The sequence below is a fragment of the Klebsiella sp. GG_Kp175 genome, assembly GCF_040062325.1.
Classification (GTDB): domain Bacteria; phylum Pseudomonadota; class Gammaproteobacteria; order Enterobacterales; family Enterobacteriaceae; genus Klebsiella; species Klebsiella quasipneumoniae.
On sequence record NZ_JBEAFX010000003.1, the window covers coordinates 380,163 to 404,145 of the forward strand.

General features: G+C 59.4%; 22 protein-coding genes. 6 read left to right on the plus strand and 16 right to left on the minus strand.

Annotated features, from left to right (window positions below; all coding sequences use genetic code 11):
* The first annotated feature begins 48 nt into the window (after positions 1-48).
* A complete protein-coding gene (locus ABLU73_RS07800) occupies positions 49-951 on the plus strand; it encodes a LysR substrate-binding domain-containing protein (protein WP_004204855.1) in 903 nt (300 codons plus the stop codon).
* Here ABLU73_RS07800 and malZ read toward each other — a convergent pair.
* The 5 genes from malZ to phoB form a co-directional block, all read right to left on the minus strand.
* Positions 948-2,765, minus strand: coding sequence for a maltodextrin glucosidase (gene malZ / locus ABLU73_RS07805; protein ID WP_048294242.1), 1,818 nt, complete (start codon positions 2,763-2,765; stop codon positions 948-950). The genes ABLU73_RS07800 and malZ overlap by 4 nt on opposite strands.
* Positions 2,766-2,916: 151 nt before the next feature.
* Positions 2,917-4,290 carry a proline-specific permease ProY gene (gene proY, locus ABLU73_RS07810; protein WP_264923857.1) on the minus strand — a complete coding sequence of 458 codons (1,374 nt, stop codon included), beginning with the start codon at positions 4,288-4,290 and terminating at the stop codon, positions 2,917-2,919.
* 86 nt (positions 4,291-4,376) lie between these two features.
* A complete protein-coding gene (gene brnQ / locus ABLU73_RS07815) occupies positions 4,377-5,696 on the minus strand; it encodes a branched-chain amino acid transporter carrier protein BrnQ (RefSeq protein WP_004204859.1) in 1,320 nt (439 codons plus the stop codon).
* Between the two features lie 414 nt (positions 5,697-6,110).
* Positions 6,111-7,406 (minus strand): phosphate regulon sensor histidine kinase PhoR, encoded by a 1,296-nt coding sequence (gene phoR, locus ABLU73_RS07820; RefSeq protein WP_017898936.1) that lies wholly within the window; start codon positions 7,404-7,406, stop codon positions 6,111-6,113.
* 21 nt (positions 7,407-7,427) lie between these two features.
* Positions 7,428-8,117, minus strand: coding sequence for a phosphate response regulator transcription factor PhoB (phoB, locus tag ABLU73_RS07825; RefSeq protein ID WP_004204861.1), 690 nt, complete (start codon positions 8,115-8,117; stop codon positions 7,428-7,430).
* A gap of 182 nt (positions 8,118-8,299) precedes the next feature.
* On the opposite strand from phoB, the gene sbcD reads away from it, so the two are divergent.
* Both sbcD and sbcC read left to right on the plus strand, forming a co-directional pair.
* A complete protein-coding gene (gene sbcD / locus ABLU73_RS07830; protein WP_017898937.1) occupies positions 8,300-9,505 on the plus strand; it encodes an exonuclease subunit SbcD in 1,206 nt (401 codons plus the stop codon).
* On the plus strand, positions 9,502-12,645 hold the full coding sequence (gene sbcC, locus ABLU73_RS07835) for an exonuclease subunit SbcC (RefSeq protein ID WP_348850116.1): 3,144 nt from the start codon (positions 9,502-9,504) through the stop codon (positions 12,643-12,645). Before sbcD ends, sbcC begins: the two co-directional genes overlap by 4 nt.
* 201 nt (positions 12,646-12,846) lie before the next feature.
* Here the strand turns inward: sbcC and mak are convergent, their stop codons facing one another.
* Positions 12,847-13,761 carry a fructokinase gene (gene mak / locus ABLU73_RS07840; protein WP_043521460.1) on the minus strand — a complete coding sequence of 305 codons (915 nt, stop codon included), beginning with the start codon at positions 13,759-13,761 and terminating at the stop codon, positions 12,847-12,849.
* A 91-nt stretch (positions 13,762-13,852) separates the two neighbouring features.
* Between mak and rdgC the strand changes: the two genes are divergently transcribed.
* Positions 13,853-14,764 (plus strand): recombination-associated protein RdgC, encoded by a 912-nt coding sequence (rdgC, locus tag ABLU73_RS07845; protein ID WP_002890285.1) that lies wholly within the window; start codon positions 13,853-13,855, stop codon positions 14,762-14,764.
* Positions 14,765-14,836: 72 nt separating this feature from the next.
* Here the strand turns inward: rdgC and ppnP are convergent, their stop codons facing one another.
* The 4 genes from ppnP to aroL all read right to left on the minus strand — a co-directional run bounded on the left by ppnP (position 14,837) and on the right by aroL (position 16,925).
* Positions 14,837-15,121, minus strand: coding sequence for a pyrimidine/purine nucleoside phosphorylase (gene ppnP / locus ABLU73_RS07850; RefSeq protein ID WP_004204865.1), 285 nt, complete (start codon positions 15,119-15,121; stop codon positions 14,837-14,839).
* Positions 15,122-15,198: 77 nt separating this feature from the next.
* Positions 15,199-15,879 carry an AroM family protein gene (locus ABLU73_RS07855; protein WP_072096489.1) on the minus strand — a complete coding sequence of 227 codons (681 nt, stop codon included), beginning with the start codon at positions 15,877-15,879 and terminating at the stop codon, positions 15,199-15,201.
* Positions 15,880-16,128: 249 nt separating this feature from the next.
* On the minus strand, positions 16,129-16,320 hold the full coding sequence (locus ABLU73_RS07860) for a YaiA family protein (RefSeq protein ID WP_002890278.1): 192 nt from the start codon (positions 16,318-16,320) through the stop codon (positions 16,129-16,131).
* A gap of 71 nt (positions 16,321-16,391) precedes the next feature.
* Positions 16,392-16,925, minus strand: a complete 534-nt coding sequence (gene aroL, locus ABLU73_RS07865) for a shikimate kinase AroL (protein WP_023319827.1) — start codon at positions 16,923-16,925, stop codon at positions 16,392-16,394.
* A 329-nt stretch (positions 16,926-17,254) separates the two neighbouring features.
* Between aroL and ABLU73_RS07870 the strand changes: the two genes are divergently transcribed.
* The gene (locus ABLU73_RS07870; RefSeq protein WP_004204868.1) at positions 17,255-17,956 is read left to right on the plus strand and encodes a DUF2076 domain-containing protein; all 702 of its coding nucleotides are present in this window, start codon (positions 17,255-17,257) and stop codon (positions 17,954-17,956) included.
* Here the strand turns inward: ABLU73_RS07870 and ABLU73_RS07875 are convergent.
* Positions 17,953-18,411, minus strand: a complete 459-nt coding sequence (locus ABLU73_RS07875) for a YaiI/YqxD family protein (RefSeq protein WP_004204870.1) — start codon at positions 18,409-18,411, stop codon at positions 17,953-17,955. The two genes, ABLU73_RS07870 and ABLU73_RS07875, sit on opposite strands and share 4 nt — an antisense overlap.
* Before the next feature lie 116 nt (positions 18,412-18,527).
* Here ABLU73_RS07875 and proC point away from each other — a divergent pair, with 116 nt between their 5' ends.
* A complete protein-coding gene (gene proC, locus ABLU73_RS07880) occupies positions 18,528-19,337 on the plus strand; it encodes a pyrroline-5-carboxylate reductase (protein ID WP_004204871.1) in 810 nt (269 codons plus the stop codon).
* 67 nt (positions 19,338-19,404) lie between these two features.
* Here proC and ABLU73_RS07885 read toward each other — a convergent pair whose 3' ends face one another.
* The 5 genes from ABLU73_RS07885 to ABLU73_RS07905 form a co-directional block, all read right to left on the minus strand.
* The gene (locus ABLU73_RS07885; RefSeq protein ID WP_004204873.1) at positions 19,405-19,722 is read right to left on the minus strand and encodes a PsiF family protein; all 318 of its coding nucleotides are present in this window, start codon (positions 19,720-19,722) and stop codon (positions 19,405-19,407) included.
* A 91-nt stretch (positions 19,723-19,813) separates the two neighbouring features.
* Complete coding sequence (phoA, locus tag ABLU73_RS07890; RefSeq protein ID WP_025999123.1) at positions 19,814-21,244, minus strand: alkaline phosphatase; 1,431 nt, start codon at positions 21,242-21,244, stop codon at positions 19,814-19,816.
* A gap of 89 nt (positions 21,245-21,333) precedes the next feature.
* Complete coding sequence (iraP, locus tag ABLU73_RS07895) at positions 21,334-21,594, minus strand: anti-adapter protein IraP (protein WP_004204875.1); 261 nt, start codon at positions 21,592-21,594, stop codon at positions 21,334-21,336.
* Positions 21,595-21,895: 301 nt separating this feature from the next.
* A complete protein-coding gene (locus tag ABLU73_RS07900; RefSeq protein ID WP_004204877.1) occupies positions 21,896-23,095 on the minus strand; it encodes a multidrug efflux MFS transporter in 1,200 nt (399 codons plus the stop codon).
* Between the two features lie 169 nt (positions 23,096-23,264).
* Positions 23,265-23,948 (minus strand): extensin family protein, encoded by a 684-nt coding sequence (locus tag ABLU73_RS07905; protein ID WP_017898943.1) that lies wholly within the window; start codon positions 23,946-23,948, stop codon positions 23,265-23,267.
* Positions 23,949-23,983 lie beyond the last annotated feature (35 nt).

Below are 23,983 nucleotides of genomic sequence, written 5' to 3' on the forward strand. Positions count from 1 at the left end.
TATTGCGCTTAGGTACAACAAGGGGAAATTAATGAATGGAAACTCCTGATGCGCGTAAACTTTGATGTTCTGATGATCCTTGATGCGCTGGACCGACACGGATCCTTCGCCACCGCCGCAGAGTCGCTGTATAAAACCCCCGCCGCTCTGAGCTATATGATCCAGAAGCTGGAGAGCGATCTGGAGATCGTCTTGTTGGATCGTTCCGGCCATCGGGCAAAATTTACTGATACCGGGCGGCTGATGCTGGAGAAGGGGCGACAGCTTTTAAGCGCCGCCAGAGATCTGGAAAAGCAGGCCCAGCAGCTGAGCGCGGGCTGGGAGCGAGAGCTGGCGATCGCCCTCGACGCCTCGTTTCCCTTTTCGGCCCTGCTGCCGCTGATCGCCGAGTTCTACGCGCAAAACCCGCAGACCCGGCTGAACTTCAGTCATCACACCCTCGCCGGTTCATGGGAAGAGCTGACCCACCATGGCGCGGATATTATCCTCGGCGCCATCAATGAGCCGCCCACCTCTGCCGAGTGGTCATGGCAAACCCTCGGCGCGCTGGATAACATTTTCGTGGTCGCCCCGGCCCACCCGCTGGCCGGAGCGGAAACGCCGCTCAGCAATAAGCAGCTCAGCCAGCACCGGGCGGTGGTGATCCGCGACAGCGCCCGCTATTGCCATCCGCTGAACAGCAATCTGCTTGATGAACAGCCGCAAATCGGCGTCGATGATTTCGCCAGCAAAGTCGAACTGCTGTGCGCCGGGCTGGGCTGCGGCTTTCTGCCGCGTCATATCGCCCGCCCGTGGCTGGAAAAAGGCTGTCTGGTGGAGAAAAGCGTCGCCGGCTGGCGGGAAAAAGATATCACCTACATGGCCTGGCGCAGCGGGAATGACGGACTGGCTCAGCGCTGGTGGCGGGAGGCGCTCCTCCGCGACGACCTGCTGAGCCAGCTCTATCGTTAACGACCGGACCAGACGCAGGCGGAGATAGCCGGGAGCGTCAGTACCCCGTCATGGAAGGCGCCGGCGCCCTCCTGCAGCGTCCAGGCTCCCACGTCCAACAGCGGCGAATCCTCGATAACCACTTCGCAGGCTTCGCCGCGGTTAATCGCCACCAGTACCCGCTGCTGTTTGTAGACGCGGACAAACACCACCACGTTATCCTCGGCGTAAATCACCTGGCAGCCGCCGTAGCGCAGCGCCTGGTGGGCTTTACGCAGTTTCGCCATTCGCTGATACAGCGCCAGCAGCTGGGTATCCTGCAGCGCCGGATCCCACGGGAACGGTTTGCGGCAGAACGGATCGTTATTGCCATCTACGCCCACCTCATCGCCGTAGTAGATACACGGTACCCCGGGCCAGCTGAACAGCCACACCACCGCCAGCGGCAGACGCGCTACGTCTTTGCCAAGGAGAGATTTAAAACGCGCCGTATCATGGCTGTCGAGCTGGTTGAACATCCGCAGCTGCTGCTGATGCGACAGCCCGGCGCGATAATTATCCATCCACGCCATACAGGTCTGGGCGTCTATCTTCTGCGGATCGTAAGAGATATCGGTATTGGCGAGGAATCCCCAGATCGGGAAGGTGAAGCCGCGGTAGTTCATTGCCGCATCTTCGGCATCCGCTTGCAGCCACTGGCGCGCGTCGCCAAAATGTTCGCCAAAGACAAAGGCTTCCGGCTGCGTTTGTTTCGCCGCCTGGGTGATGCCGGCGATATGCCGCAGGTTATTCCGCGCCCCGCCGCCTTCGCCCAGCATGTGCACCACGTCCAGACGCCAGCCGTCCATACTCCACGGCGCCTTCAGCCAGTGGCGTACGATGCTGTCCTCGCCGGCATAGATCTCGTTGACCAGGCTGGTCGACCGATAGTCGAGCTTCGGCAGACTGGCATAGCCCAGCCAGTTGTGCGCCTGCCCCTCCCCGGAGAAGGTAAACCAGTCGCGCCACGGGGAGTCCGGATGGTGGCCGGCGCCGCCGCTGCCCTGCTGGTGGCGATCGAACCAGGGATGGGAATCGCCGGTATGGTTGAACACGCCGTCGAGGATCATGCGCATCCCCGCCCGCTGGGTGTTGTGGCGCAAGCGGAGCAGCGCCGCGTCGCCGCCAAACTGCGGATCGACGCGCCGATAATCCTCGGTGTCGTATTTATGCACGCTGGGGGCGGCGAAGACCGGGTTCAGATACAGGGCGGTGACGCCGAGCTGCTTCAGGTAAGGCAGTTTTTCGCTGATGCCGTCGAGATCCCCGCCGTAGAACGTCGACCCGCCCGCCTCGCCGGTAAGCGGTTCGTCCCACGCCTTGCGCACAATCTCCCGTCCCGCCGCGTGATGGTAATAGACCGCATCCTGTTCGGCGTCACGCGCAGCGCTGCGGGCAAAGCGATCGGGGAAAATCTGGTAGAAAACCTGATCGGCCACCCACTGCGGGCCGGCGTCCGGCAGGTCGACGGCGAACTGCTCCAGCCTGGCCGGCGGGAAACGGCTGAAGCCCTGCGGCGTAAACCAGCGCTGATGGTCGGCCCACAGTAGCTTAAAGCTGTAGCGGCGGCGCGGCTGACCGCTGGCGAGATGGATTTCGCCGCGCCATGCCACTACACCCGGCCTCGGCGCCTGGCGGAGGCGCTGCATCGGCAGCGACAGCTCTTCGTTATCTTCTTCCGCGCGCAGCGTGATCCGCTGCGGCAGCGACTCACCGCTCAACCACAGGGTAATAAACAGTCGGTCCTGTTGCACCTTGATAAAGGGTGCAACCGGAAGGTGCCATGCCTTCAACATCGTGAATCCTCATTGTGCAGAATGGGCACACCTTGCCATAGCCGTCAGGCGCAGAACTCATCGTCACAGGATTTTTTGGGGGAGGATAACGGGGGAGGACGCGGGTCGGCAAGCCGCCCCGGTCGCGCGATGCTGACCGGGGCGATGTTGATTACTGTGCCTGCGCCAGGCGGCGCTCACGACGGATCTTAAAGACCCAGCCCAGCAGCAGCAGTGCAATCCACACCATACCGACGTACAGCGAGATGCGGGTGTCCGGATGATAGCCGATCAGGGCGATAATAAACGCCAGGAACAGCAGGCCGACAACCGTGGTTGCCACCCCGCCGGGAACTTTGAATTTCAGGGCTTTGACCTCCTCCGGCGACAGACGGCGGCGGAAGGCAATCTGCGACAGCAGGATCATAATCCACACCCACACGGTGGCGAAGGTGGCCAGCGAGGCGATCACCAGGAAGACGTTTTCCGGCATGATGTAATTGAGGTATACCGCAAACAGCAGCGCAATGGTCATCACCATCACCGTCACCCACGGAATACCGCGACGCGAGGTTTTGGCGAACACCTTCGGCGCGCTCCCCTGCTCGGCCATGCCGTGCAGCATACGGCCCACGCCGAACACGTCGGAGTTAATCGCCGACAGCGAGGCCGTCAGGACTACGAAGTTAAGAATGCTGGCCGCGAAGGTAATGCCCAGATGCTGGAAGGTCAGGACAAAGGGGCTGCCGTCGGTACCCACCTGGTTCCACGGATAGATAGACATAATGACAAACAGCGTGCCGACATAGAACACCAGAATGCGCATCGGCACCGAGTTGATAGCGCGTGGAATGGATTTCTCCGGATCTTTCGCCTCACCGGCGGTGATGCCGATGATTTCGATACCGCCGTAGGCGAACATCACCATCTGCAGCGACATCACCATTCCCAGCCAACCGTTGCTGAAGAAGCCGCCGTTGCTCCAGAGGTTATGAATGCCCGTCGGCTGGCCGCCGTTGCCGATCCCCCAGATAATGATGCCGAACCCGGCGAGGATCATAATGATGATGGTGGCCACTTTGAAGAACGAGAACCAGAACTCCAGCTCGCCAAACACCTTGACGCTCATCAGGTTGACGGCGCAGATGATGAGCACCACGCTGAGCACCCAGATCCAGTGCGGCACCGTCGGGAACCAGACGCCCATGTAGATACCGAAGGCGGTGACGTCGGCGATAGCGACGATCAGGATTTCAAAGCAGTAGGTCCAGCCGGTGATATAGCCCGCCAGTCCGCCGAGGTTTTCCTGAGCATAGCGGGAGAATGAGCTGGCGGAAGGGTTATGCACCGACATCTCACCGAGCGCGCGCATAATGATATATGCCGCGACGCCGCCGATAATGTAGGCCAACAGTACGCTGGGTCCGGCCATTTTAATCGCGTCGGCTGAACCGTAAAAAAGCCCGGTGCCGATGGCGGAACCCAGGGCCATAAAGCGGATGTGCCGGGTGCTTAGCCCGCGCTTAAGCTTGTTACTACTTTCCATCGTGTTTTTTCAATGCCGTTTAACACAAAAAATAAAAAACCACGGAACCCGAAGTCCCGTGGTTAAACGCTTGTCCTCAACGCCGGTTAGTGCGCGCTGGAGGTCACCTGACGTCCGGCGGCACGGTCCCAGATCACCGCGAGGATTGCCATCACGGCGGTCGGCATCAGCCAGGCCAGACCTTGCTCCGCCAGCGGCAGACGCGCGGTCCAGGCCGGCAGGATAGCGGCAAACGCCGATGACTTAATCCCGTCAATGATACCAAACATCAGACTGATAAACATGGCCGGCGCGATAACACGTGACGAATTATGCCACCAACTGCGGGTAAAGCTTAATACAACCAGTGCGATACACGGCGGATAGATAGCGGTCAACACCGGAATCGACACCTGAATCAGGTGGCTCAGACCAAGGTTGGAGACCGCCATCGAGAACAGGCCGAGGATGAAGACCAGCGTGCGATAGGAGAACGGCAGATACTGGGCAAAGAACTCAGCGCAGGCGCAGGTCAGACCCACCGCCGTCACCAGGCAGGCGATGAAGATCAGCGCTGCCAGCAGGAAGCTGCCCGCCCCGCCGAAGGTATGCTGCACGTAAGCGTGGAGGATTGCCGCGCCGTTAGCGGACTGGTCCACGAGGGTGGCGCTATCAGAGCCCAGACGGAACAGCGCCAGATACAGCAGGGTCAGACCGACGCCTGCCATCAGGCCCGCCCAGACGGTGTAGCGGGTCAACAAACGCGCTTCGCTGACGCCGCGGGAGCGTGCGGCATTGACAATCACGATCCCGAACACCATCGCGCCGAGGGTGTCCATGGTCAGGTAGCCGTTGACGAAGCCATTGGAGAATGGCGCGGTACGATACGCTTCCATCGCGTCGCTGATCGGGCCCGCCGGCCAGACAACCGCGGCGACCGCCAGCACAATCAGGGCGATAATTTTCAACGGCGCAAGGAAATTTCCCACCGTATCCAGCAGTTTGCCCGGATAGAGTGAGACCAGGATCACCAGCGCGAAGTAGATAACGCTGTAGATCAGCAGCGGCAGCGGGCCGTCGCCGGTCAGCGGCGCAATCCCGACCTCAAAAGAGACGGTCGCGGTGCGCGGGGTCGCGAACAGCGGTCCTACCGCGAGATAACACACCACCGCCAGCAGGATACCCGCCACTTTACCAATCGGGGTGCTCAGGCTTTCAACGCCGCCGCCGACTTTCGCCAGCGCCACCACCGTCAGAACCGGCAGACCCACCGCAGTGATCAGGAAGCCGATCGCCGCCGTCCAGACGTGCTCGCCCGCCTGTAAGCCAACCATCGGAGGGAAAATAATATTGCCTGCGCCAACGAACAACGCGAAGGTCATAAAGCCCAACGCTATGATGTCGCGAGATTTTAACTGATGGGTCATAAATTCATTACTGCCTGTGGATGTGGTGTTGTAAAAAAATGGAAAAATACCGCGCTACCCTCTCAGGGACGATACAGCGGCGATTGCCGGTAAACTCAGCGAGATATGCTCCCGAAGCGGCGTGGGAAAGAATTGTTTTTGGTATTACCACGCAAAAGCAGTCTGTCATCGACTGCGCAGGCGCAATTTAAACGCTTATAACGTTTTAAAGCAAGGCACGATCGCAAAAGCAGATGATTATGCTGGTTATCAGTTTCACACCAGAATCATTTACCATATTGATGGAAAACCCGTGGCTTATCATGCGAACAAAAAAGCAGCGCACGTTCATTAAATAGGCGAGGGTAAAATGACTGCCAATGAAAATGACCAGCCGAAGCTGGTCATTGGCAAGATAAGCTGACAGTGCGCCGCTCAGGTGTCGTTTCTGGCAATTAATCGTTCCGGGAGCAGGAAGCTAAAACGGGTTCCCTTGCCCACCGTACTTTCTATTTCCAGTCGGCTGTCATGATGGTTGACCGCGTGTTTGACAATCGCCAGCCCCAGGCCGCTGCCCCCCGTTTGCCGGGAGCGGGCTTTATCCACCCGATAGAAACGCTCGGTCAGACGGGGAATATGCTCCGGCGCAATGCCTGGCCCATTATCTTCGACGCTGAACAGCGCCCCCTGCGGCGTTCGCTGCCAGCTGACGCGAATTTCAGTGCCCGGCGGGGTGTGGTTCACCGCGTTATAAACCAGGTTAGAAATGGCGCTGCGCAGCTGCTCCTCGTTGCCCAGCACCTTGAGCTGCTCATCGACGGTAAAAAACAGCGTCTGCTTATCCTGGCTGAGGGTCTGCGCCTCGCGCTCCACCACCCGCAGCATCATCGGCACGTCGATGCGGTCATTCATCGCCAGCGCCGGCGCGGCTTCAATACGCGACAGCGTGAGCAGCTGCTTCACCAGCCCCTCCATACGCTGGGTTTGCTCACGCATGGTGTGCAGGGCCTTTTCACGGGTCGCCCCTTCCAGCACCTGCTCCTGCATCATCTCCAGATAGCCCTGCAGCACCGTCAGCGGGGTGCGCAGCTCATGGCTGACGTTAGCGAAGAAGTTACGCCGCGCCCCTTCCAGTTGATGCATCTGCGTCACGTCGCGCGCCACCATTAGCCACTGCTTGTCGCTGTAGGGCATCACGCGAATTTCCAGATGACGGGCATTATTCAGCACCAGATTGAGCGGTTTTGAAAAATCACGCTGTTTCAGGTAGGTGGCGAATTCAGGATAGCGCAGAAGGTTAAGAATGTTTTGCCCACTGTCGTCCGGCCAGCGCAGGTTTAAAATCTGCTGCGCCAGGCCATTACACCAGAAAATGGCTCCCTCCTCCGTGGTCAGGACCACCGCGTCCGGCAACGATTCCGCTCCACTGCGGAAGCGTTTAATCAGGCTTCCCAGCTCACGTCGACGCTTTTTATTACGCATCTGCATCTGGTGCAGACCATACAGCAGCGGCTCCCAGCTGCCGCGGCCGGGCGGAGGGGTCATGCTCCGGTCCACCCACAGCCACCACGACAGGCGCATCAAATTCCAGAAATGCCAGATCAGCAAACCGGTCACTGCCGCCAGTAAAAACCACGGCAAATGACCCACAAACGCCCCCAGAATCAGGGCCGGAATACACGCTAAAAAGAGCTCCAGCGCCAGCCTTTTCCATGACAGCCGTTCCAGCACGGGTCACACTCCTGTCAAAATTCAGAAACGGGCGGAGAAACGATACCCCGTGCCGCGAACCGTTTGCACCATCCGATCATGGCCACTGTGTTCCAGCGCTTTGCGCAGGCGACGAATATGGACGTCCACCGTGCGGTCTTCCACATAGACGTTGGTTCCCCAAACGTGGTTCAGCAGCTGCTCGCGGCTGTACACCCGCTCCGGATGGGTCATAAAGAAATGCAATAATTTAAATTCCGTTGGCCCCATGTCCAGCGGACTTTCGCCGGTCATCACCCGGTGCGATGAGGGATCGAGGCTCAGCCCCTGCATTTCAATCACCTCTTCCACCGCCATCGGCGAAATACGGCGCATCACCGCTTTGATTCTCGCCACCAGCTCCTTCGGTGAGAAAGGCTTGGTAATGTAGTCGTCCGCCCCGGTCTCCAGGCCGCGAACGCGATCCTCTTCTTCTCCGCGCGCGGTCAGCATCACCACCGGAATATCACGGGTCATCGCCTCGCGCTTGAGCAGCTTAATAAACTGCAGCCCCGAACCGCCCGGCAGCATCCAGTCAAGGAGAATCAAATCAGGCCAGGGTTCATTGAGTTGATTCACCGCGCTGTCATAATCTTCCGCTTCGACAGGCTGAAAGCCATTTTGCTCCAGAACAAAGCAGACCATTTCGCGGATTGGAGCTTCATCTTCAACGACCAGAATTCTTCTCGCCATTATTTACCCTGTGTTTTTTAGCCATCAGTATAGAAGTGCGGCGTCATTATGCGTCACTTTTGTGACAGATTTATGAAAAAAATGACCGTCTGATGATCGGGTATTTTGAAGCATGACGCGGACTTACCCCTCTCCGACAAATGGTATACTGCCGCTCATGCTTTTTTCGCTAGGGAAGATTTATGCGCATCCTTCACACCTCCGACTGGCACCTGGGCCAGAATTTTTACAGCAAAAGCCGTGCGGCCGAACATGACGCCTTCCTGAGCTGGCTGCTGGCCCGCGCGCAGGAGCATGAAGTCGACGCCATCATCGTGGCTGGCGATATTTTTGATACCGGATCGCCGCCGAGCTACGCTCGCGAACTGTATAACCGCTTTGTCGTCCAGTTGCAGCAGACCGGCTGTCGCCTGGTGGTGCTGGCGGGCAACCACGATTCGGTGGCGATGCTCAATGAATCCCGCGATATCCTCGCCTTTTTACACACCACCGTCGTGGCGAACGCCGGCTGCCCGCCCATTGAGCTGCCGCGGCGCGACGGCACCCCTGGGGCTATCTTCTGCCCGGTGCCGTTTTTACGCCCGCGCGAGCTGGTCATCAGCCAGGCCGGCCACTCCGGTCGGGAAAAACAGCAGCAGCTGCTGCACGCCATCAGCGACTATTATCAGGAACAGTATCAGCAGGCCTGCGCGCTGCGCGGCGATCGCCCGCTGCCCGTCATTGCCAGCGGCCATCTGACCACCGTCGGCGCCAGCAAAAGCGATGCCGTTCGCGACATTTATATCGGCACGCTGGATGCCTTCCCGGCGCAGCACTTCCCCCCTGCCGACTACATTGCGCTGGGCCATATTCACCGGGCGCAGGTGGTCGGCGGCTGCGAGCACATCCGCTACAGCGGCTCGCCGCTGCCGCTGAGCTTTGATGAAACCGGCAAAGCGAAATCGGTGCATCTGGTGAGCTTTAGCGATGGGCGACTCAGCGCCGTGGAAACCCTCGAGGTGCCCGTCACCCAGCCGCTGGCGGTCATCAAAGGCGATCTGGCCGCCATCACCGCCCAGCTGGAGCAGTGGCGCGGCGTTGAACAGGACCCGCCGGTGTGGCTGGATATCGAAATCACCACCGAGGAGTACCTGCACGATATTCAGCGTCAAATTCAGGCGCTGACGGAGGATCTGCCGGTGGAAGTATTGCTGGTGCGCCGCAGCCGCGAGCAGCGCGAGAAAATACTGCTCAACGCCCAGCGGGAGACCCTCAGCGAACTGAAGGTGGAAGAGGTGTTCGAGCGCCGGCTGGCGCTGACCGAGATTGACGATGAGAAGCGCGCCCGGCTGCACGAGCTGTTCGCCCATACGCTGCATACGCTCACCGCGGAGGACGAAAACGCATGAAAATCCTCAGTCTGCGTCTGAAAAACCTTAACTCCCTGAAAGGGGAATGGAAGATAGACTTTACCGCCGAGCCGTTCGCCAGCAACGGCCTGTTCGCCATTACCGGCGCCACCGGCGCCGGGAAAACCACCCTGCTCGACGCCATTTGCCTCGCGCTTTACCACGAAACGCCGCGCCTGAATAAAGTCTCCCAGTCGCAAAACGACCTGATGACCCGCGATACCGCCGAGTGTCTGGCGGAGGTGGAGTTTGAAGTGAAGGGCATCGCCTACCGCGCCTTCTGGAGCCAGAACCGGGCGCGTAACCAGCCGGATGGCAACCTGCAGGCGCCCCGCGTCGAGCTGGCGCGCTGCGCCGACGGCAAAATCCTCGCCGATAAGGTCTCGGATAAGCTGGAGCAAACCGCGACGCTCACCGGCCTCGACTATGGCCGCTTCACCCGCTCGATGCTGCTCTCCCAGGGACAATTTGCCGCCTTCCTGAACGCGAAGCCGAGCGATCGCGCGGAGCTGCTAGAGGAGCTGACCGGCACGGAAATCTACGGTCAGATTTCGGCGATGGTCTATGAGCAGCACAAAACCGCTCGCCATACGCTGGAGAAGTTCGAAGCCCAGGCGGCGGGCATCGTCCTGCTGACGGAGGCCCAGCAGCAGGCGCTGCAGGAAAGTTTGCAGGTGCTTACTGACGAAGAGAAAGCCCTGCTGGCGCAACAGCAAAACCAGCAGCAGCAGCTCCAGTGGCTAACGCGCCGCGACGAGCTGGCGCAGCAGCAGCAGCAGGCGGTCAGCGGCCAGGAGCAGGCCCGCCAGGCGCTGGCCGACGCCGCGCCGGCGCTGGCGAAGCTTGAGCTGGCGCAGCCCGCCGCCCAGCTGCGCCCCCTGTGGGAGCGCCAGCAGGAGCACGCGGCAGGCCTGGAGCAAACCCGCCAGCGAATCAATGAAGTAAATGCTCGCTTACTTGCCAGCACGGCGCTGCGCGCGCGCATCCGCCGCAGCGCCCTGCACGCCCAGCAGCAGCGGCAGGCTGAACTGACCGATCTGGCGCAGTGGCTGGCGGCCCATGAGCGATTCCGCTTGTGGGGCCAGGAGATTGCCGGCTGGCGGGCGCAATTTTCGCAGCTAACGCGGGATAAACAGCAGCTGACGACCCAGACCAGCCGCCTGGCCGCGCTGCGCCAGAAGCTGACCGCGCTGCCGTCCAGCCCTCTGTCGCTGAGCGCCGATGACGTTGCGGCGGCGATAGCGCAGCAAACCCAGTCGCGACCGCTTCGCCAGCGGCTGCTCTCCCTGCATGAACAGCATCAGCTGCTGCGCAAGCGTCTGCGCCAGAACGCCGAAAGCGTACAGCAGGCGCAGGCGGAGCAGGCAAAACTCAACGCTACCCTGGCGCAACGCCGGGCGCAGTACAAAGACAAAAACCAGCACTATCTCGACCTGAAAGCGCTCTGCCAGCGGGAAGAAACGATTAAAGATCTGGAAGATTACCGCGCCCGGCTTGAGGCGGGTAAGCCCTGCCCGCTGTGCGGCTCCTGTGAACATCCAGCGATTGAGCAATACGCTTCGCTAACAGTCACGGATAATCAGCGCCGCCGCGATGCGCTGGAAAAAGAGGTCGCCGCGCTAAAAGAAGAAGGTCTGCTGATCCTCGGGCAGGTCAACGCCCTGACGCAGCAGCTCCAGCGTGAGACCGAAGCGGCCGGGCGGCTCGCTGAGGAAGAGCAAGCGCTCACTAAAGCGTGGCAGGAAACCTGCGCCTCTCTGCAGGTCACGCGGGATATTGCGCAAGAGATAAACGACTGGATCCAGGAGCAGGAGCACTACGAGCAACAGCTCTACCAGCTCAGCCAGCGCCTGATGCTGCAGAGCCAGCTCAACGATCAGGAGGCGCTGGAGCGCCAGGCTCTGCAGCAGCTGACGGCCACGCGCCAGGGGCTGGAGAGCGCCCTGCAGGCCCTGACGCTGACCCTACCGGAAGAAGGGACAGAATCCGCCTGGCTGAACGCTCGCGAAAGCGAATTTGCCCAGTGGCAGGCGCAACAGACCCGGCATGGCGCCATTCTGGAGCAGATTGCCGCCCTGCAGCCGCTGCTCGAGACGCTGCCAGCCAGCGACGAGGCAGAGGCTGAAGCTGAAGCGGAACCGGCGATCCCCGACAACTGGCGCGCGATCCACGAAGAGTGCCTGGCGTTGCACAGCCAGCTTGTCGCCCAGCAGCAGCTGGAGACCGAAGAGAAGGCGCGCCTGGACCAGTCGCAGGCGCAATTTACCGCCGCCCTGGCCGCCAGCCGCTTTAACGATCGGCAGGCGTTCCTCGCCGCGCTGCTGGACGACGAGACCGCCCAGCGGCTAACGCAGTTAAAACAGACGCTGGAGCAGCAGCTTCAGCAGGCGACGGCGCTCTGCGAGCAGGCGACCCGGCAGCAGCAGGTGCACCTGGCGCTGCGTCCGCAAGGGACGGACGCGGACATCCCCGCCCTGCAAACTCAGCTGCACGACCTGGCCCAGCGGCTGCGGGACAACACCACCCGCCAGGGCGAGATCCGTCAGCAGCTCAGGCAGGACGCAGAGAGCCGTCAGCATCAGCAGGCGCTGGGGCGGCAGATTGCAGAGGCGGCGCAGCTGGCGGATGACTGGGGCTATCTCAACTCGCTGATCGGCTCCAGCACCGGCGATCGGTTCCGCAAATTCGCCCAGGGGCTGACGCTGGATAATCTGGTCTGGCTGGCAAACCAGCAGCTTAACCGCCTGCACGGGCGCTATCTGCTGCAGCGCAAAGCCAGCGAAGCGCTGGAGCTGGAGGTGGTCGATACCTGGCAGGCCGACGCCGTGCGCGACACCCGCACCCTCTCCGGCGGCGAAAGTTTCCTCGTCAGCCTGGCGCTGGCCCTGGCGCTGTCGGACCTGGTGAGCCATAAGACGCGGATTGACTCTCTGTTTCTTGATGAAGGCTTCGGCACCCTCGACAGCGAAACGCTGGACACGGCGCTGGACGCGCTGGATGCCCTCAACGCCAGCGGCAAGATTATCGGGGTGATCAGCCACGTGGAGGCGATGAAAGATCGCATTCCGGTGCAGATCAAAGTGAAGAAGATAAATGGCCTGGGCTACAGTCGGCTGGATAGAGCGTTTGCGGTGGAGTGAGGTCTGAGTCATTACGATGTTCCCTCACCCTAACCCTCTCCGGGGGGAGAGGGAACCGTCCGGCGCTGGTTTTCCGTTTCGTACGCTGTTGCGATTACCCCTCTCCCCGCAAGAGACCGGGGGTTCCTGCCACACCCCCAACCACCGACGCCGCCTTTCCCCCTCTCCCTCCGGAAGAGGGCCGGGGTGAGGGGGAGTGGTTCAGGTCCCCTGCAGCGGCCACAGCCATGCCGCGCCGCGTACTCCGCTGGAGTCGCCGTGCATCGCTTTACGGATCGGCGTTTCACACTCGCCGCCGAAGACCCACTGTTTCACCAGGTCCGGCACCGTCTGATACAGCCGCTCGACGTTGCTCATTCCGCCGCCCAGCACGATGATGTCCGGATCGAGGATGTTCACCACGTGGGCGAGCGATTTCGCCAGCCGCTGTTCATAGCGGCTCAGCGCCAGTTCGGCTTTTTCGTCACCTTCACCCACCAGGCGCATAATCTCGCTGCCGCTTAACCCCTTGCCGCTCAGCCGCTGATAGTCAGTGGCAAAGCCGGTGCCGGAGATAAAGGTTTCGATACACCCCTGTTTACCGCAGTAGCAAGGCACTTCCGCACGGTAGCGCAGCTCATCGTCGTTCATCCACGGCAATGGGTTATGTCCCCACTCGCCGGCGTTACCGTTGCCGCCGATATGCGCCCGCCCGTTGAGCGCTACGCCCGCGCCGCAGCCGGTGCCGATAATCACCGCGAACACCGTTTGCGCCCCCGCCGCCGCGCCGTCCACCGCTTCCGACACCGCCAGACAGTTGGCGTCGTTAGCCAGCCGGACTTCACGGTCAAGGCGCAGGCTGAGGTCCTTATCAAAGGGCTGGCCGTTGAGCCAGGTCGAGTTGGCGTTTTTCACTACCCCGGTATAGGGTGAAATCGAGCCCGGGATCCCCATCCCCACGGTGCCACGCTGTCCGGTCGCCTGCTCGGCCATCGCCACCAGGGTAGCGATAGTCTCGATGGTTTGCCGGTAATCCTCCCGCGGCGTGGGTAACCGATGGCGAAACAGCTGCTCTCCCTGGTCGCTCAGGGCTATCACTTCGGTTTTTGTACCACCTAAATCAATACCAATACGCACGCTCAGCTCCTCACCCCGATTAACAATGCAAGCATAGCGACAATTCGCTATCATGCCCGCCTGATTTAACGACAAAGCCGTGGAAATTATCATGCTGTGGTTCAAAAATTTAATGGTTTACCGTCTCAGCCGCGATATCGAATTGCGCGCCGAGGAGATGGAAAAACAGCTGGCCGAGCTGACATTTACTCCTTGTGGCAGCCAGGATATGGCGAAAACCGGTTGGGTATCGCCGATGGGATCGCACAGCGACGCGCTGACGCATACGGCGAACGGCCAGATCATTATCTGCGCGCGTAAAGAAGAAAAGATCCTGCCGTCGCCGGTGATCAAGCAGGCGCTGGAGGCGAAGATCCAGAAGCTCGAAGCCGATCAGGGGCGCAAGCTGAAGAAGACTGAGAAAGATTCCCTGAAAGATGAAGTGCTGCACTCGCTGCTGCCGCGCGCCTTCAGCCGCTTCAGCCAGACGATGATGTGGATCGACACCGTCAACGGCCTGATCATGGTGGACTGCGCCAGCGCGAAGAAAGCGGAAGATACCCTGGCCCTGCTGCGTAAAACCCTCGGCTCGCTGCCGGTGGTGCCGCTGACCCTGGAGAATCCGATCGAGCTGACGCTGACCGAGTGGGTCCGCTCCGGCACCGTAGCGCAGGGCTTCCAGCTGCTGGACGAAGCCGAGCTGAAAGCGATGCTGGAAGATGGCGGCGTGATCCGCGCCAAGAAGCAGGATCTGGTCAGCGACGAAATCGCTGTGCACATTGAGGCCGGGAAGGTCGTCACCAAGCTGGCGCTGGACTGGCAGCAGCGTATTCAGTTTGTGATCTGCGACGACGCGTCAATTAAGCGCCTCAAGTTCTGCGATGAATTACGCGACCAAAACGAAGATATCGATCGGGAAGATTTCGCCCAGCGCTTTGACGCCGACTTTATCTTAATGACCGGCGAACTGGCTGCCCTGATCCAAAGCCTGGTGGAAGGGCTCGGCGGCGAAGCGCAGCGCTAAGCGCCGCTTTCTTTCCTGCCTGGCAGGAAAGAAAAATACAACCCGGCGGCAAGCGCCGGGCGTTACGCTGACTTACAGATAGCGGCACAGATAGGAGGTTGGCTCAGCCACCTGCAGATGGAATTCGCTGTTGCCTGGCACATTGAAGGCTTCGCCGGCGGCGTAAACTTTCCACTCAGTCTCACCCGGCAGCAGGACATTCAGCGCCCCGCTGACCACCGTCATCTCTTCCGGCTGCGCCGTACCAAAGGTGTATTCCCCTTCCGCCATCACGCCAACGCTGGCGCGACCGGTACTGCTGCTGGTGAAGCCAATGGATTTCACTTTTCCGTCAAAGTATTCATTGCTTTGAAGCATAAACAAGCCCTTCTGATCGTCGTTGAAAGGCTCAATATAGGGGGCGCTCCTTGCCCCTGTCACGTGAAATTAACACATTAGACTAATAGTTCTGCCGCCAGTCGGGAAACCAGCACATTCGACAGCAAAACCGGGACATCAAGGGCTTTTTGTAACACATCGCGATGATGCTGATAGTAACCGAGACAGTCGAGGACCAGCACGTCGGCCCCCTGCTCCAGCAGCGCTTTACCGGCGGTTAACAGCTCACTGTCGCTACCGGTAAACGGGTTGGCCAACGCGTAGTACGGTGACTTCTCCAGTGAATGCCACTTTTGTCGCTGCATGGGCATGATCTCTTCCACCGGCACGATCACCCCGACCTGGTGCCCATCGACGATCGACGCCACCAGCGGCGGAATGATCCGCTGCGGCTCGAGGAGGATCGCGTGGTGGGTGGTAAAACCGGTCAGCTGTTCGGAGCTGAGCAGCAGGATCACATCAAAATGCTGTCGATCCAGCATGGCGATCACGCTGCGAACATCACGTTCAATTTTTTGTCGCGACACCATCACCAGCTGGTTATCGCTGAGCAAGGTCAACAGACCCTGTTCGCCGTCACCCACGGCGTACTCTGCCATCACGTCGTCACGCGTCATCTCGCCCAGCAGGCTGATGTGAGCGATCTGTTCTTCCCTGATATGTTCGGTCAGGAGCGGTAATACTCCCGCCAGCGGCACAACGCCGATGGTCAAAATTGCCATCGTTGCACTACTCATATCATGTACCTTTTCACTACCACTGCTTCAACACAGGCTTACCACACACAGCATTCGCCCCCCTGGTGAGTAAAAATCAACCGTCGAGAAGCGTAGCAGCTCCACGCCGCGGTTGAATGTAAAGATTACCGGGCAGCGGCGGCGTGCCTGAAAAATCCGTGTGTTAGAAATTCATTAGTACGACTGATAAATAAAAAATGTGAGATACGCCCGATATTGCCCGCAGGACAGGCAATCCGGGCTCAGGGGTTAAGACTTGTCGGGATCTTCATAACGCCGCTTGGCATCCACGGCTTCCTGCTCGGTAGGATGTTCGCTGATTAGCGAATCGGGCTCAGGATAGTCCGCGCGGAGTTGATACCAGGTCACCGTCTGACCCTGAGGACCTTTCTCTACCGCAACCACGCGCGCTTCTCTCGGATATGGGGGTCTGTTTGGCATAGTTCTTCCTTCTTCCGGTATCAGAACTATCAAGTATAGGCGCCCCTCGCCGCCTTAATGTAAGTAAATTCTTAACTTACCGGAGCTGCCGTCGCGCCGCACAGCATGGTCATAATTTGCTCCACCACCCGATCCGGGGAGGCTGTAGCATCGACAATATGATGGGCAGCATCACGGTATAACGCTTCACGCTGCGCCAGCACCTCGCCCACTTCCTCACGCACCGGTTTCCCGGTGAGCGTCGGCCGTTGTTCGGCTTTTGGGTAGGCTTCCAGACGGTCAATCAGCGCCGACACCGACGCCTGAAGATAAATCACCACGCCGTTCTCCCGCATAAACTGACGGTTACATTCCGCGAGGATGATGCCGCCGCCGGTGGCGATCACCGTATTCGGCAGGGTCACGGCCTTCAGCGACAGGGTCTCCAGCTCGCGAAAGCGCGCCCACCCTTCCGCCTGCACGATCTCCGCCACCGTCCGCTGCTCATGGGCCTGCAGCCGATGATCGGTATCGGAGAACTGAAAATGTCGCGCTCGCGCCAGCGCATGGCCGACGGTGGTTTTACCGCAGCCGCGTGGCCCGATGAGAAAGATTGGCTGTGTCATAACCGAAGACCCCCTGGTTCCGTCTGTCGTAAAAAAAGGAAAACGAAAGAACGTATTATCGCTGTCTGTTCCGCAACGTAGTCGTAAAGAAAACGTTACACAACTTCTTTACACCCCATCACCGCAGTGAGACAAAGGGCTCTTAATGTAAACTTATCATTGCATTTGGTGTTTAACCAGCTTTACTTTTCTGCCTGGCGTTATTTTTTATCCACTGCTGGCGTAAACGGTAACACATTTATGCATAGCTTTACGAAGCAACATATTTACAACATCGTGTTTCAGACGCACCCTGATGCCTATTCGACAGTGTGACAGAGGAATGTAACATGCAATCTGAAGAACAACGCCTTATTGATGGACTGTTTTCCCGGCTGAAAGAGGCTGAGGCGCACAGTGCATCGCGCGATGCCAGCGCCGAGGAGCGGATTGCCCAACACGTGAGCGCGCAGCCGGCGGCCCCCTACTATATGGCGCAAACCATCCTTATCCAGGAAGCCGCGATTAAACAGCTCAACGATCGCATCCAGGCGCTGGAGAGCCAGGTCAGCCAGCTGCAGGCGGCGAAGCCCAGCAGCGGCGGTTTCCTCTCCGGCCTGTTTGGCGGCGGCGGCTCGTCACGCGGTTCTGACCCGATCCCGGGCGCGGAGCAATACGGTCGCCCGCAGGCCAGCTCACAGCCGCAGTATGCCCCACAGCAGCAGCAGAGCTATGCCCCGCAGGCTGCCGCACGCGGCGGCGGCTTTATGGCGGGCGCGCTGCAAACGGCCGCAGGCGTAGCGGGCGGGGTGGTGCTGGGCAATATGCTGACCAGTATGTTCAGCGGCTCGCACCCGCAGGAGATTGTGAATATCATCGAAGAGAAGCCGCAGCCTGATGCTGACGCCCCCGCCGCACAGGAGACCGCCGCGGGTGACGATCCGTTCCGTCAGGGAGACGATCAGTTCCTTGCCGACAACACCTGGAACGACGACTTCGACGCCGGCTTTGGCGATGATGATATTGGCAGCGATGACGACAGTTGGGTTTAACCCTGCTGACGTTTAACCGCCAGCAACCACTTCTCCAGCTCGGCGGCAAACTGTTGCCGATCGCGCTGCGATAAACTATCCGGGCCGCCGGTCTGAACGCCGCTGGCCCGTAATGTCTCCATAAAATCCCGCATCGTCAACCGCTCGCGGATCGTCGCTTCGCTGTAGCGCTCTCCGCGCGGATTGAGCGCCGCCCCGCCCTTCGCCAGCACCTCCGCAGCCAGCGGAATATCGGCGGTGATCACTAAATCCCCCGCCGCGCACTGACGGACGATTTCGTTATCCGCCACGTCAAAACCCTGCTCAACCCGCAGGGTGCGGATGAAACGCGACGGCGGTACGCGCAGCGGCTGGTTCGCCACCAGCGTCAGCGGCGTCTGGGTCCGCTCTGCCGCGCGGAACAATATCTCTTTAATCACGTTCGGACACGCGTCTGCATCCACCCAAATGGCCATGCCAGCTCCTGTTACCTGCAATAAGTGTCGCCAATGTTACCTGCTTTTCTCCCCCATGAAAGCGCCAGGATGATAAGCTAATCAGATCGTAACGAAAAAAGCAGAGGGGAATGGTGATGGATAAGAAAATTGGCTTTATCGGCTGCGGCAATATGGGTAAGGCCATTCTGGGTGGACTGATCGCCAGCGGCCAGGTACAGCCGGGACAAATTTGGGTCTACACCCCGTCGCCGGACAAGGTTGCGGCTCTGCGCGACCAGTACGGCATCAACGCCGCCGATAGCGCCCAGGAAGTGGCGCAAATTGCCGATATCGTCTTCGGCGCGGTGAAGCCGGGGATCATGACCAAAGTGCTGGGCGATATCGCCTCCAGCCTGAATAAAGAGTCGCTGGTGGTCTCCATCGCCGCCGGCGTCACGCTTGACCAGCTGGCGCGCGCGCTCGGCCACGATCGCAAAATTATTCGCGCGATGCCCAATACCCCGTCGCTGGTTAACGCCGGCATGACCTCCGTTACGCCAAACGCGCTGGTGAGCAGCGAAGATGTGGCTGAAGTGTTGACCATTTTCCGCTGCTTTGGCCAGGCGGAGCAAATTGCCGAGCCGATGATCCATCCGGTGGTGGGTGTGAGCGGCTCCGCGCCGGCCTATGTCTTCATGTTTATCGAAGCGATGGCCGATGCCGCCGTCCTCGGCGGGATGCCGCGCGCCCAGGCCTACAAATTCGCCGCGCAGGCGGTGATGGGCTCTGCCAAAATGGTGCTGGAGAGCGGTGAGCATCCGGGAGCGCTGAAAGATATGGTCTGCTCTCCTGGCGGGACCACCATCGAAGCCGTGCGCGTGCTGGAAGAAAAAGGCTTCCGCTCCGCGGTGATCGAAGCCATCAGCCAGTGCATGGAAAAATCAGAGAAGCTGAGCCGCTCCTGAAGCTGAGCTGGCGGGCTGCAAGCCCTGAGAGGTCAAAGAACAAGGGAGCGCGTGCGCTCCCTTTTTTTCAGGCTTTCTTCAGGCAGCTACTCATGAAGGTACTGCGTTCATCGCCCTTCAGTGATTTTGCCGAAGCCGCTTTGTTGCAGTCGCTCATCTTCTGCTGTTGGGGCGTGAGGGGTTTTCCTTGCGAGGTCGTGGTCTCTTTTTTGAGGCACTGACTCATAAAGGTTTTGCGCTCCTCCCCTTTCAGCGTTTTGGCTGACGCTTGCTGATTGCAGTCCGTCATCCTTTGCTGCTGAGGAGTGGGCGTTTTTTCTGCCGCGCCAACCGCGCTGATAAAGATCAAGCCAAACAGTAGGGTCATCAGTAAGGTTATTTTCATCGCACCATCCTTCTGTGAGTGGATCGTTGTAAGTCTGGACGCAGATAGAAAAAAAACCAGCCGGTGACGCGATTTCGCCACCGGCAGCGACTTATTTCAGACTCAGGGCAGCTTTCATAGTTGAGAAGAGGTCGGTCTGATCGGTCAGGCCGACGACGTTAGCCGCATGCGGACCGTAGGCCGCAATGCGCAGCTGGGTGCCGGTGTGCTCCATCGACTCTTCCTCTGAGTTGCCGTAGCTCATGACCATCACTGCGCCATCGTGAGTATTCAGAGCCTGAGTCAGGCCCGGGGCTTTGCTATCCGCCGGGATGATCTGGCTGGCGTGCGCATGGTCGGCGGTGACGATCACCAGGGTATTGCCGTCTTTTTTGGCAAATTCCAGCGCCTTCTGCACCGCCTCGTCGAGATCAACCGTTTCGCCGATCTGGCCGCACGGATTCGCCGCATGATCCTGCTTATCGATGGAGGCACCTTCCACCTGCAGGAAGAAGCCTTTCTCGTGGCGGCTCAGCAGGTCAATCGCTTTCTCCGTCATCTGCGCCAGCGTCGGCACCGAGGCGTCGCGTTTCGGGTTTGGGGTACAGGTTACCGGCGGCTTATCGATATTACCGTGATAAGACGCCTTGGGCCCTTCCCAGCGTACCGGCATATTGCCGTCGGCGAAGAGTCCCAGCAGCGGTTTATCCTGGCTGGCTTCCGTCGCGGCGGCAAGAGAGGCCGCGTCGGTCACAATCTGGTAGCCGCGCGCTTCCGCCTGCTCACGCAGGGTTTTGCCCTGCCACTCGCCCGCCGTCGCCGTTTCGGCAAAAGTCTTCGCGCCGCCGCCCAGGGTGACATCCGGCCGGGCGTTCAGCAGCTGTTCGGTAATGGAGCCTTTGCCCCCTTTCTCCAGCGCATTGCTGGGGCATTTTTCGCTGGTAACCGTAGGGCCGTAGCATTTACGCGATGTCACATGCGCCACCAGCGCCGCGGGGGTAGCGTCCTGCAGCTCGGCGGTGGAAACGTTGCCGGTGGCCAGTCCCGCCGCTTTCGCCAGTTCGAGGATGGTCTGATGCGCGTTCTCATGAATATCGACGCCCAGCGCGCCGTTATAGGTCTTCACGCCGGTGGTCCAGGCGGTGGCGGAGGCCGCCGAGTCGGTGACGTAGTCCGGTTTACCGGTTTTTTTATCCAGCGAATAGTGCGTGTACTGCCCGGTTAACGGCAGGGCGTCAATGCCTTTAAAGAAACCGCCCGCCCCTTCCGCATAATTTCGCGCAGCGGTAATTTCAGAATCGCCCATCCCATCGCCAATCAGCAAGATAATGTTTTTGGCCGGCTTATTGATTATCGAGGCGCGCAGCGCTTCGGTTTGATCGCCCGTTAAACGACGCGCGCCGCCGGGAGTGGTGATATCTCCCTGGGCAGCGCGATTTTCCAGAACCGGCGCGGTCGTGGTTTCCGCATGAATAACCGGCGAGCCCAGCAGAGGCAGCAGGGCAATAAACAGGGCGCTTAATTTCACTTTTGTCATCTCCATGTAAAAAATACTTAAAAAAACAAAACGTGGGAGACTTTATAAAAGGGAGATGACAGAAAAATGACGGCATCCTTGTCGCGTCGCAAAGATTAGCTACGAGGATGCCGCAACAGCTTCTTTAGATATTGCTGCAGCAGGATGGCATCCTGGTCGTTGACCGGCGGACAAGGCGTCACCTGGTCTATCGCCTGCTCAATATCCTGAATCAATGCCTGCTGGGCATCATGCTCCATATGGCGCAATAATGCGGTAACCACGATCTCCAGCGCTTCAACCTGCACCGTCAGTTCCTTTGCTTCTTCTTCTTTTTGCGCCAGTTTAACCAGTAACTCAGCAATGAGATTCTTCATAGCACCAGTTCCTTATGCGAGGCCTGTTTTTCGATTGAGATGTCATACCTGATGACGGACCCCAGAATTACTTAAAATAAGAATCGTCGCAACACCCAATATACAGCGAAACGTTTTACCACAACAAAATACCACTATAAATAGTATTGTTTAATCACAACCGGGGCTGTTTATAACTAAATGACGTCGGAAATAATAAAATGGAATAGCGCTCACGCAATGGCGATAACAAAAAGTAATGGTAAATCGACCGACGTCGAATAACGCTGACGGTATTGCGTTAAATACCGTCAGCAGAGGTTCAGGCATTCGCCCGGCGGGTACGGCGCAGCATCCATGCCAGTTGCCAGAGGTTAATGAAAACGATAATGGCGGTAGCAATAAACACCCAGCGGAAGCCGGCCATCGCTGATACGGAAGCGCCAATTAGCGGCCCGGCGACGTTGCCCAGATACATAAACGACTGGTTATAGCCAAAGATGCGCCCGGTGACGCTGTCGCTGCTGTATTTCAGCAGCAGGGTCTGCACCGCCGGAAGCATCGCGCCATCGGCAAAGCCGAGCAGAAAACGCAGCGTACCTAATTGCAGAGGGGTGGTGACAAAGGACATGGCGAAGAACATCACCACCGCGCAGCAGAGCGTCGCCAGCAGGATCCGCGAGGTGCCGATGCGGTCGCCAAGCTTACCCAGCCGTGGCGCAGAGATCAGCGCCGACACCCCGGGTACCGCGGCGATCATCCCGGCCAGAAAAGCGATATTGTTGCTGTCCGGCGCCATCGACTTGATAAACAGCGCCAGAATCGGGCCGATTGAGCCGTTGCACAACTGGATCACCAGAGTGGTGAAAAAGAGGCTGATCACCAGCCCCGGATAGGGCAAGGAGGCAAAGACCTGTTTCCCGGTGAGACGATCGCTTTTGCTGACCTGCGGGCGAACGCCCTCTTTAATCAGAAACAGGGTCACCAGAAAACTGATGGTCAGCAGGATCGCCGTAATAAAAAAGACCATTCGCAGCCCGACGTGGTCCGCCAGGAAGCCGCCCAGCAGCGGCCCGCCGATCACGCCGCTGATTTGCGCCGTCGACAGGGTGCTCAGCGCCCAGCCGCTGCGCTCGCGCGGCACCTGGGAGGCCACCAGCGCCATGGCGTTAGGGATATAACCGGAGGTTAAGCCCATGATCGCCCGCAGGATAAACAGCTGCCAGACATTAGTGGCGAAGGCCTGCAGTAAAATGGCAATCGCCATTCCCAGCGAGGCGCGCAGCAGCATCAGCTTGCGGCCTTTGCGGTCCGCCAGGCTCCCCCACATCGGCGAGACGATCGCCGAGACGAGGAAGGTGACGCTGAAGGTCAGCCCCGACCACATCGACAGCGCTTCATGCGAGGTGACGCCCAGCTGGGAGACGTAGAGCGGTAAAAAGGGGAGAATTTGACTGATCGCCAGGCCGGTAAAAAAGCAACCAAACCAGACGGAGATAAGATTAACCTTCCAGGATTCCATAACTACGCGTATTCATTAATGATTTGCCAATTATTATCTAGCTTAGCAATTTCATTGTACTGGTGTACTACCATAGATGCGCTGGCGGTGAGTTTGGTGTTTTATGACTGCGCATGAGAGGCTGACGAAGCATTTTCTGGTCATTCAGGCTGCTCACAGGGCTTTATGCTCAAAAGCAGAAGCCCTGCCCGCGCATCCCAAAGTGAAAATGGTTGGCGTGCGCCGCGTTGTACTCCGGCCCCAGGGCGTTGCCGAAGTAAGGGCAGCTGTTGCTTAACAGCGCCGCCAGCCAGGGGTGAGAGCGATCGCTGCGCCAGCCCTGCAGGACGCTGATGCGTCTGCCGTCCGTCAGGCGGAAGCCGCTAACATCAAGGGCATCCGCCGTCGCGTGTTCACTACGCCGCGCCTGTTCCCGATGGTAGATATTGCGGCAGGCGAAGCTGCCGAGATGATCGATCTGGCGCAGATCGCTGGCCATCAGCTGACGGGTTAGCGGCTTCGCCTGCTGCTCGACGTACAGCGCGCTGCTGAGCGCCAGCGGGCAGCTGGCGAGGAAACTACTGCTCAACTGCACCGAGCCAAAATTAGCCACCCGCACCACATTACGCAGCGGGCAGGCGCCCTCGCTGTCGGCCACCGGCTGGCTGGCGATGAGCCGCCGGCGGTTGGCCTCCGCCAGCAGGGAGGCGCACTGGTCGGCCGTCAGGCTGCGCAGCTTGAACGACGTCAGCCAGCCCGGGGGATCGTCAAGGGCCAGCGGCGCCAGCGGATTCAGGTGTGGCGGCAGATAGCGATATCCCACAAGGCCCGCGCCGAGCAGCCCGGCCAGCACCAGCAGCGTCTTTCCTCTCACGCCCGCTCCCGTCAATTGATCAGGTAAATATTATG

What these genes read in the sequence shown, in the direction of transcription:
- ABLU73_RS07900 (WP_004204877.1), bottom strand. Translation starts at nt 23,095, where the DNA reads ATGGAATCCTGGAAGGTTAATCTTATCTCCGTCTGGTTTGGTTGCTTT.
- ppnP (WP_004204865.1), bottom strand. Translation starts at nt 15,121, where the DNA reads ATGCTTCAAAGCAATGAATACTTTGACGGAAAAGTGAAATCCATTGGC.
- ABLU73_RS07860 (WP_002890278.1), bottom strand. Translation starts at nt 16,320, where the DNA reads ATGCCAAACAGACCCCCATATCCGAGAGAAGCGCGCGTGGTTGCGGTA.
- rdgC (WP_002890285.1), top strand. Translation starts at nt 13,853, where the DNA reads ATGCTGTGGTTCAAAAATTTAATGGTTTACCGTCTCAGCCGCGATATC.
- malZ (WP_048294242.1), bottom strand. Translation starts at nt 2,765, where the DNA reads ATGTTGAAGGCATGGCACCTTCCGGTTGCACCCTTTATCAAGGTGCAA.
- proY (WP_264923857.1), bottom strand. Translation starts at nt 4,290, where the DNA reads ATGGAAAGTAGTAACAAGCTTAAGCGCGGGCTAAGCACCCGGCACATC.
- sbcD (WP_017898937.1), top strand. Translation starts at nt 8,300, where the DNA reads ATGCGCATCCTTCACACCTCCGACTGGCACCTGGGCCAGAATTTTTAC.
- phoA (WP_025999123.1), bottom strand. Translation starts at nt 21,244, where the DNA reads ATGGAGATGACAAAAGTGAAATTAAGCGCCCTGTTTATTGCCCTGCTG.
- ABLU73_RS07800 (WP_004204855.1), top strand. Translation starts at nt 49, where the DNA reads ATGCGCGTAAACTTTGATGTTCTGATGATCCTTGATGCGCTGGACCGA.
- ABLU73_RS07870 (WP_004204868.1), top strand. Translation starts at nt 17,255, where the DNA reads ATGCAATCTGAAGAACAACGCCTTATTGATGGACTGTTTTCCCGGCTG.
- ABLU73_RS07875 (WP_004204870.1), bottom strand. Translation starts at nt 18,411, where the DNA reads ATGGCCATTTGGGTGGATGCAGACGCGTGTCCGAACGTGATTAAAGAG.
- brnQ (WP_004204859.1), bottom strand. Translation starts at nt 5,696, where the DNA reads ATGACCCATCAGTTAAAATCTCGCGACATCATAGCGTTGGGCTTTATG.
- iraP (WP_004204875.1), bottom strand. Translation starts at nt 21,594, where the DNA reads ATGAAGAATCTCATTGCTGAGTTACTGGTTAAACTGGCGCAAAAAGAA.
- ABLU73_RS07885 (WP_004204873.1), bottom strand. Translation starts at nt 19,722, where the DNA reads ATGAAAATAACCTTACTGATGACCCTACTGTTTGGCTTGATCTTTATC.
- phoB (WP_004204861.1), bottom strand. Translation starts at nt 8,117, where the DNA reads ATGGCGAGAAGAATTCTGGTCGTTGAAGATGAAGCTCCAATCCGCGAA.
- sbcC (WP_348850116.1), top strand. Translation starts at nt 9,502, where the DNA reads ATGAAAATCCTCAGTCTGCGTCTGAAAAACCTTAACTCCCTGAAAGGG.
- ABLU73_RS07855 (WP_072096489.1), bottom strand. Translation starts at nt 15,879, where the DNA reads ATGAGTAGTGCAACGATGGCAATTTTGACCATCGGCGTTGTGCCGCTG.
- aroL (WP_023319827.1), bottom strand. Translation starts at nt 16,925, where the DNA reads ATGACACAGCCAATCTTTCTCATCGGGCCACGCGGCTGCGGTAAAACC.
- proC (WP_004204871.1), top strand. Translation starts at nt 18,528, where the DNA reads ATGGATAAGAAAATTGGCTTTATCGGCTGCGGCAATATGGGTAAGGCC.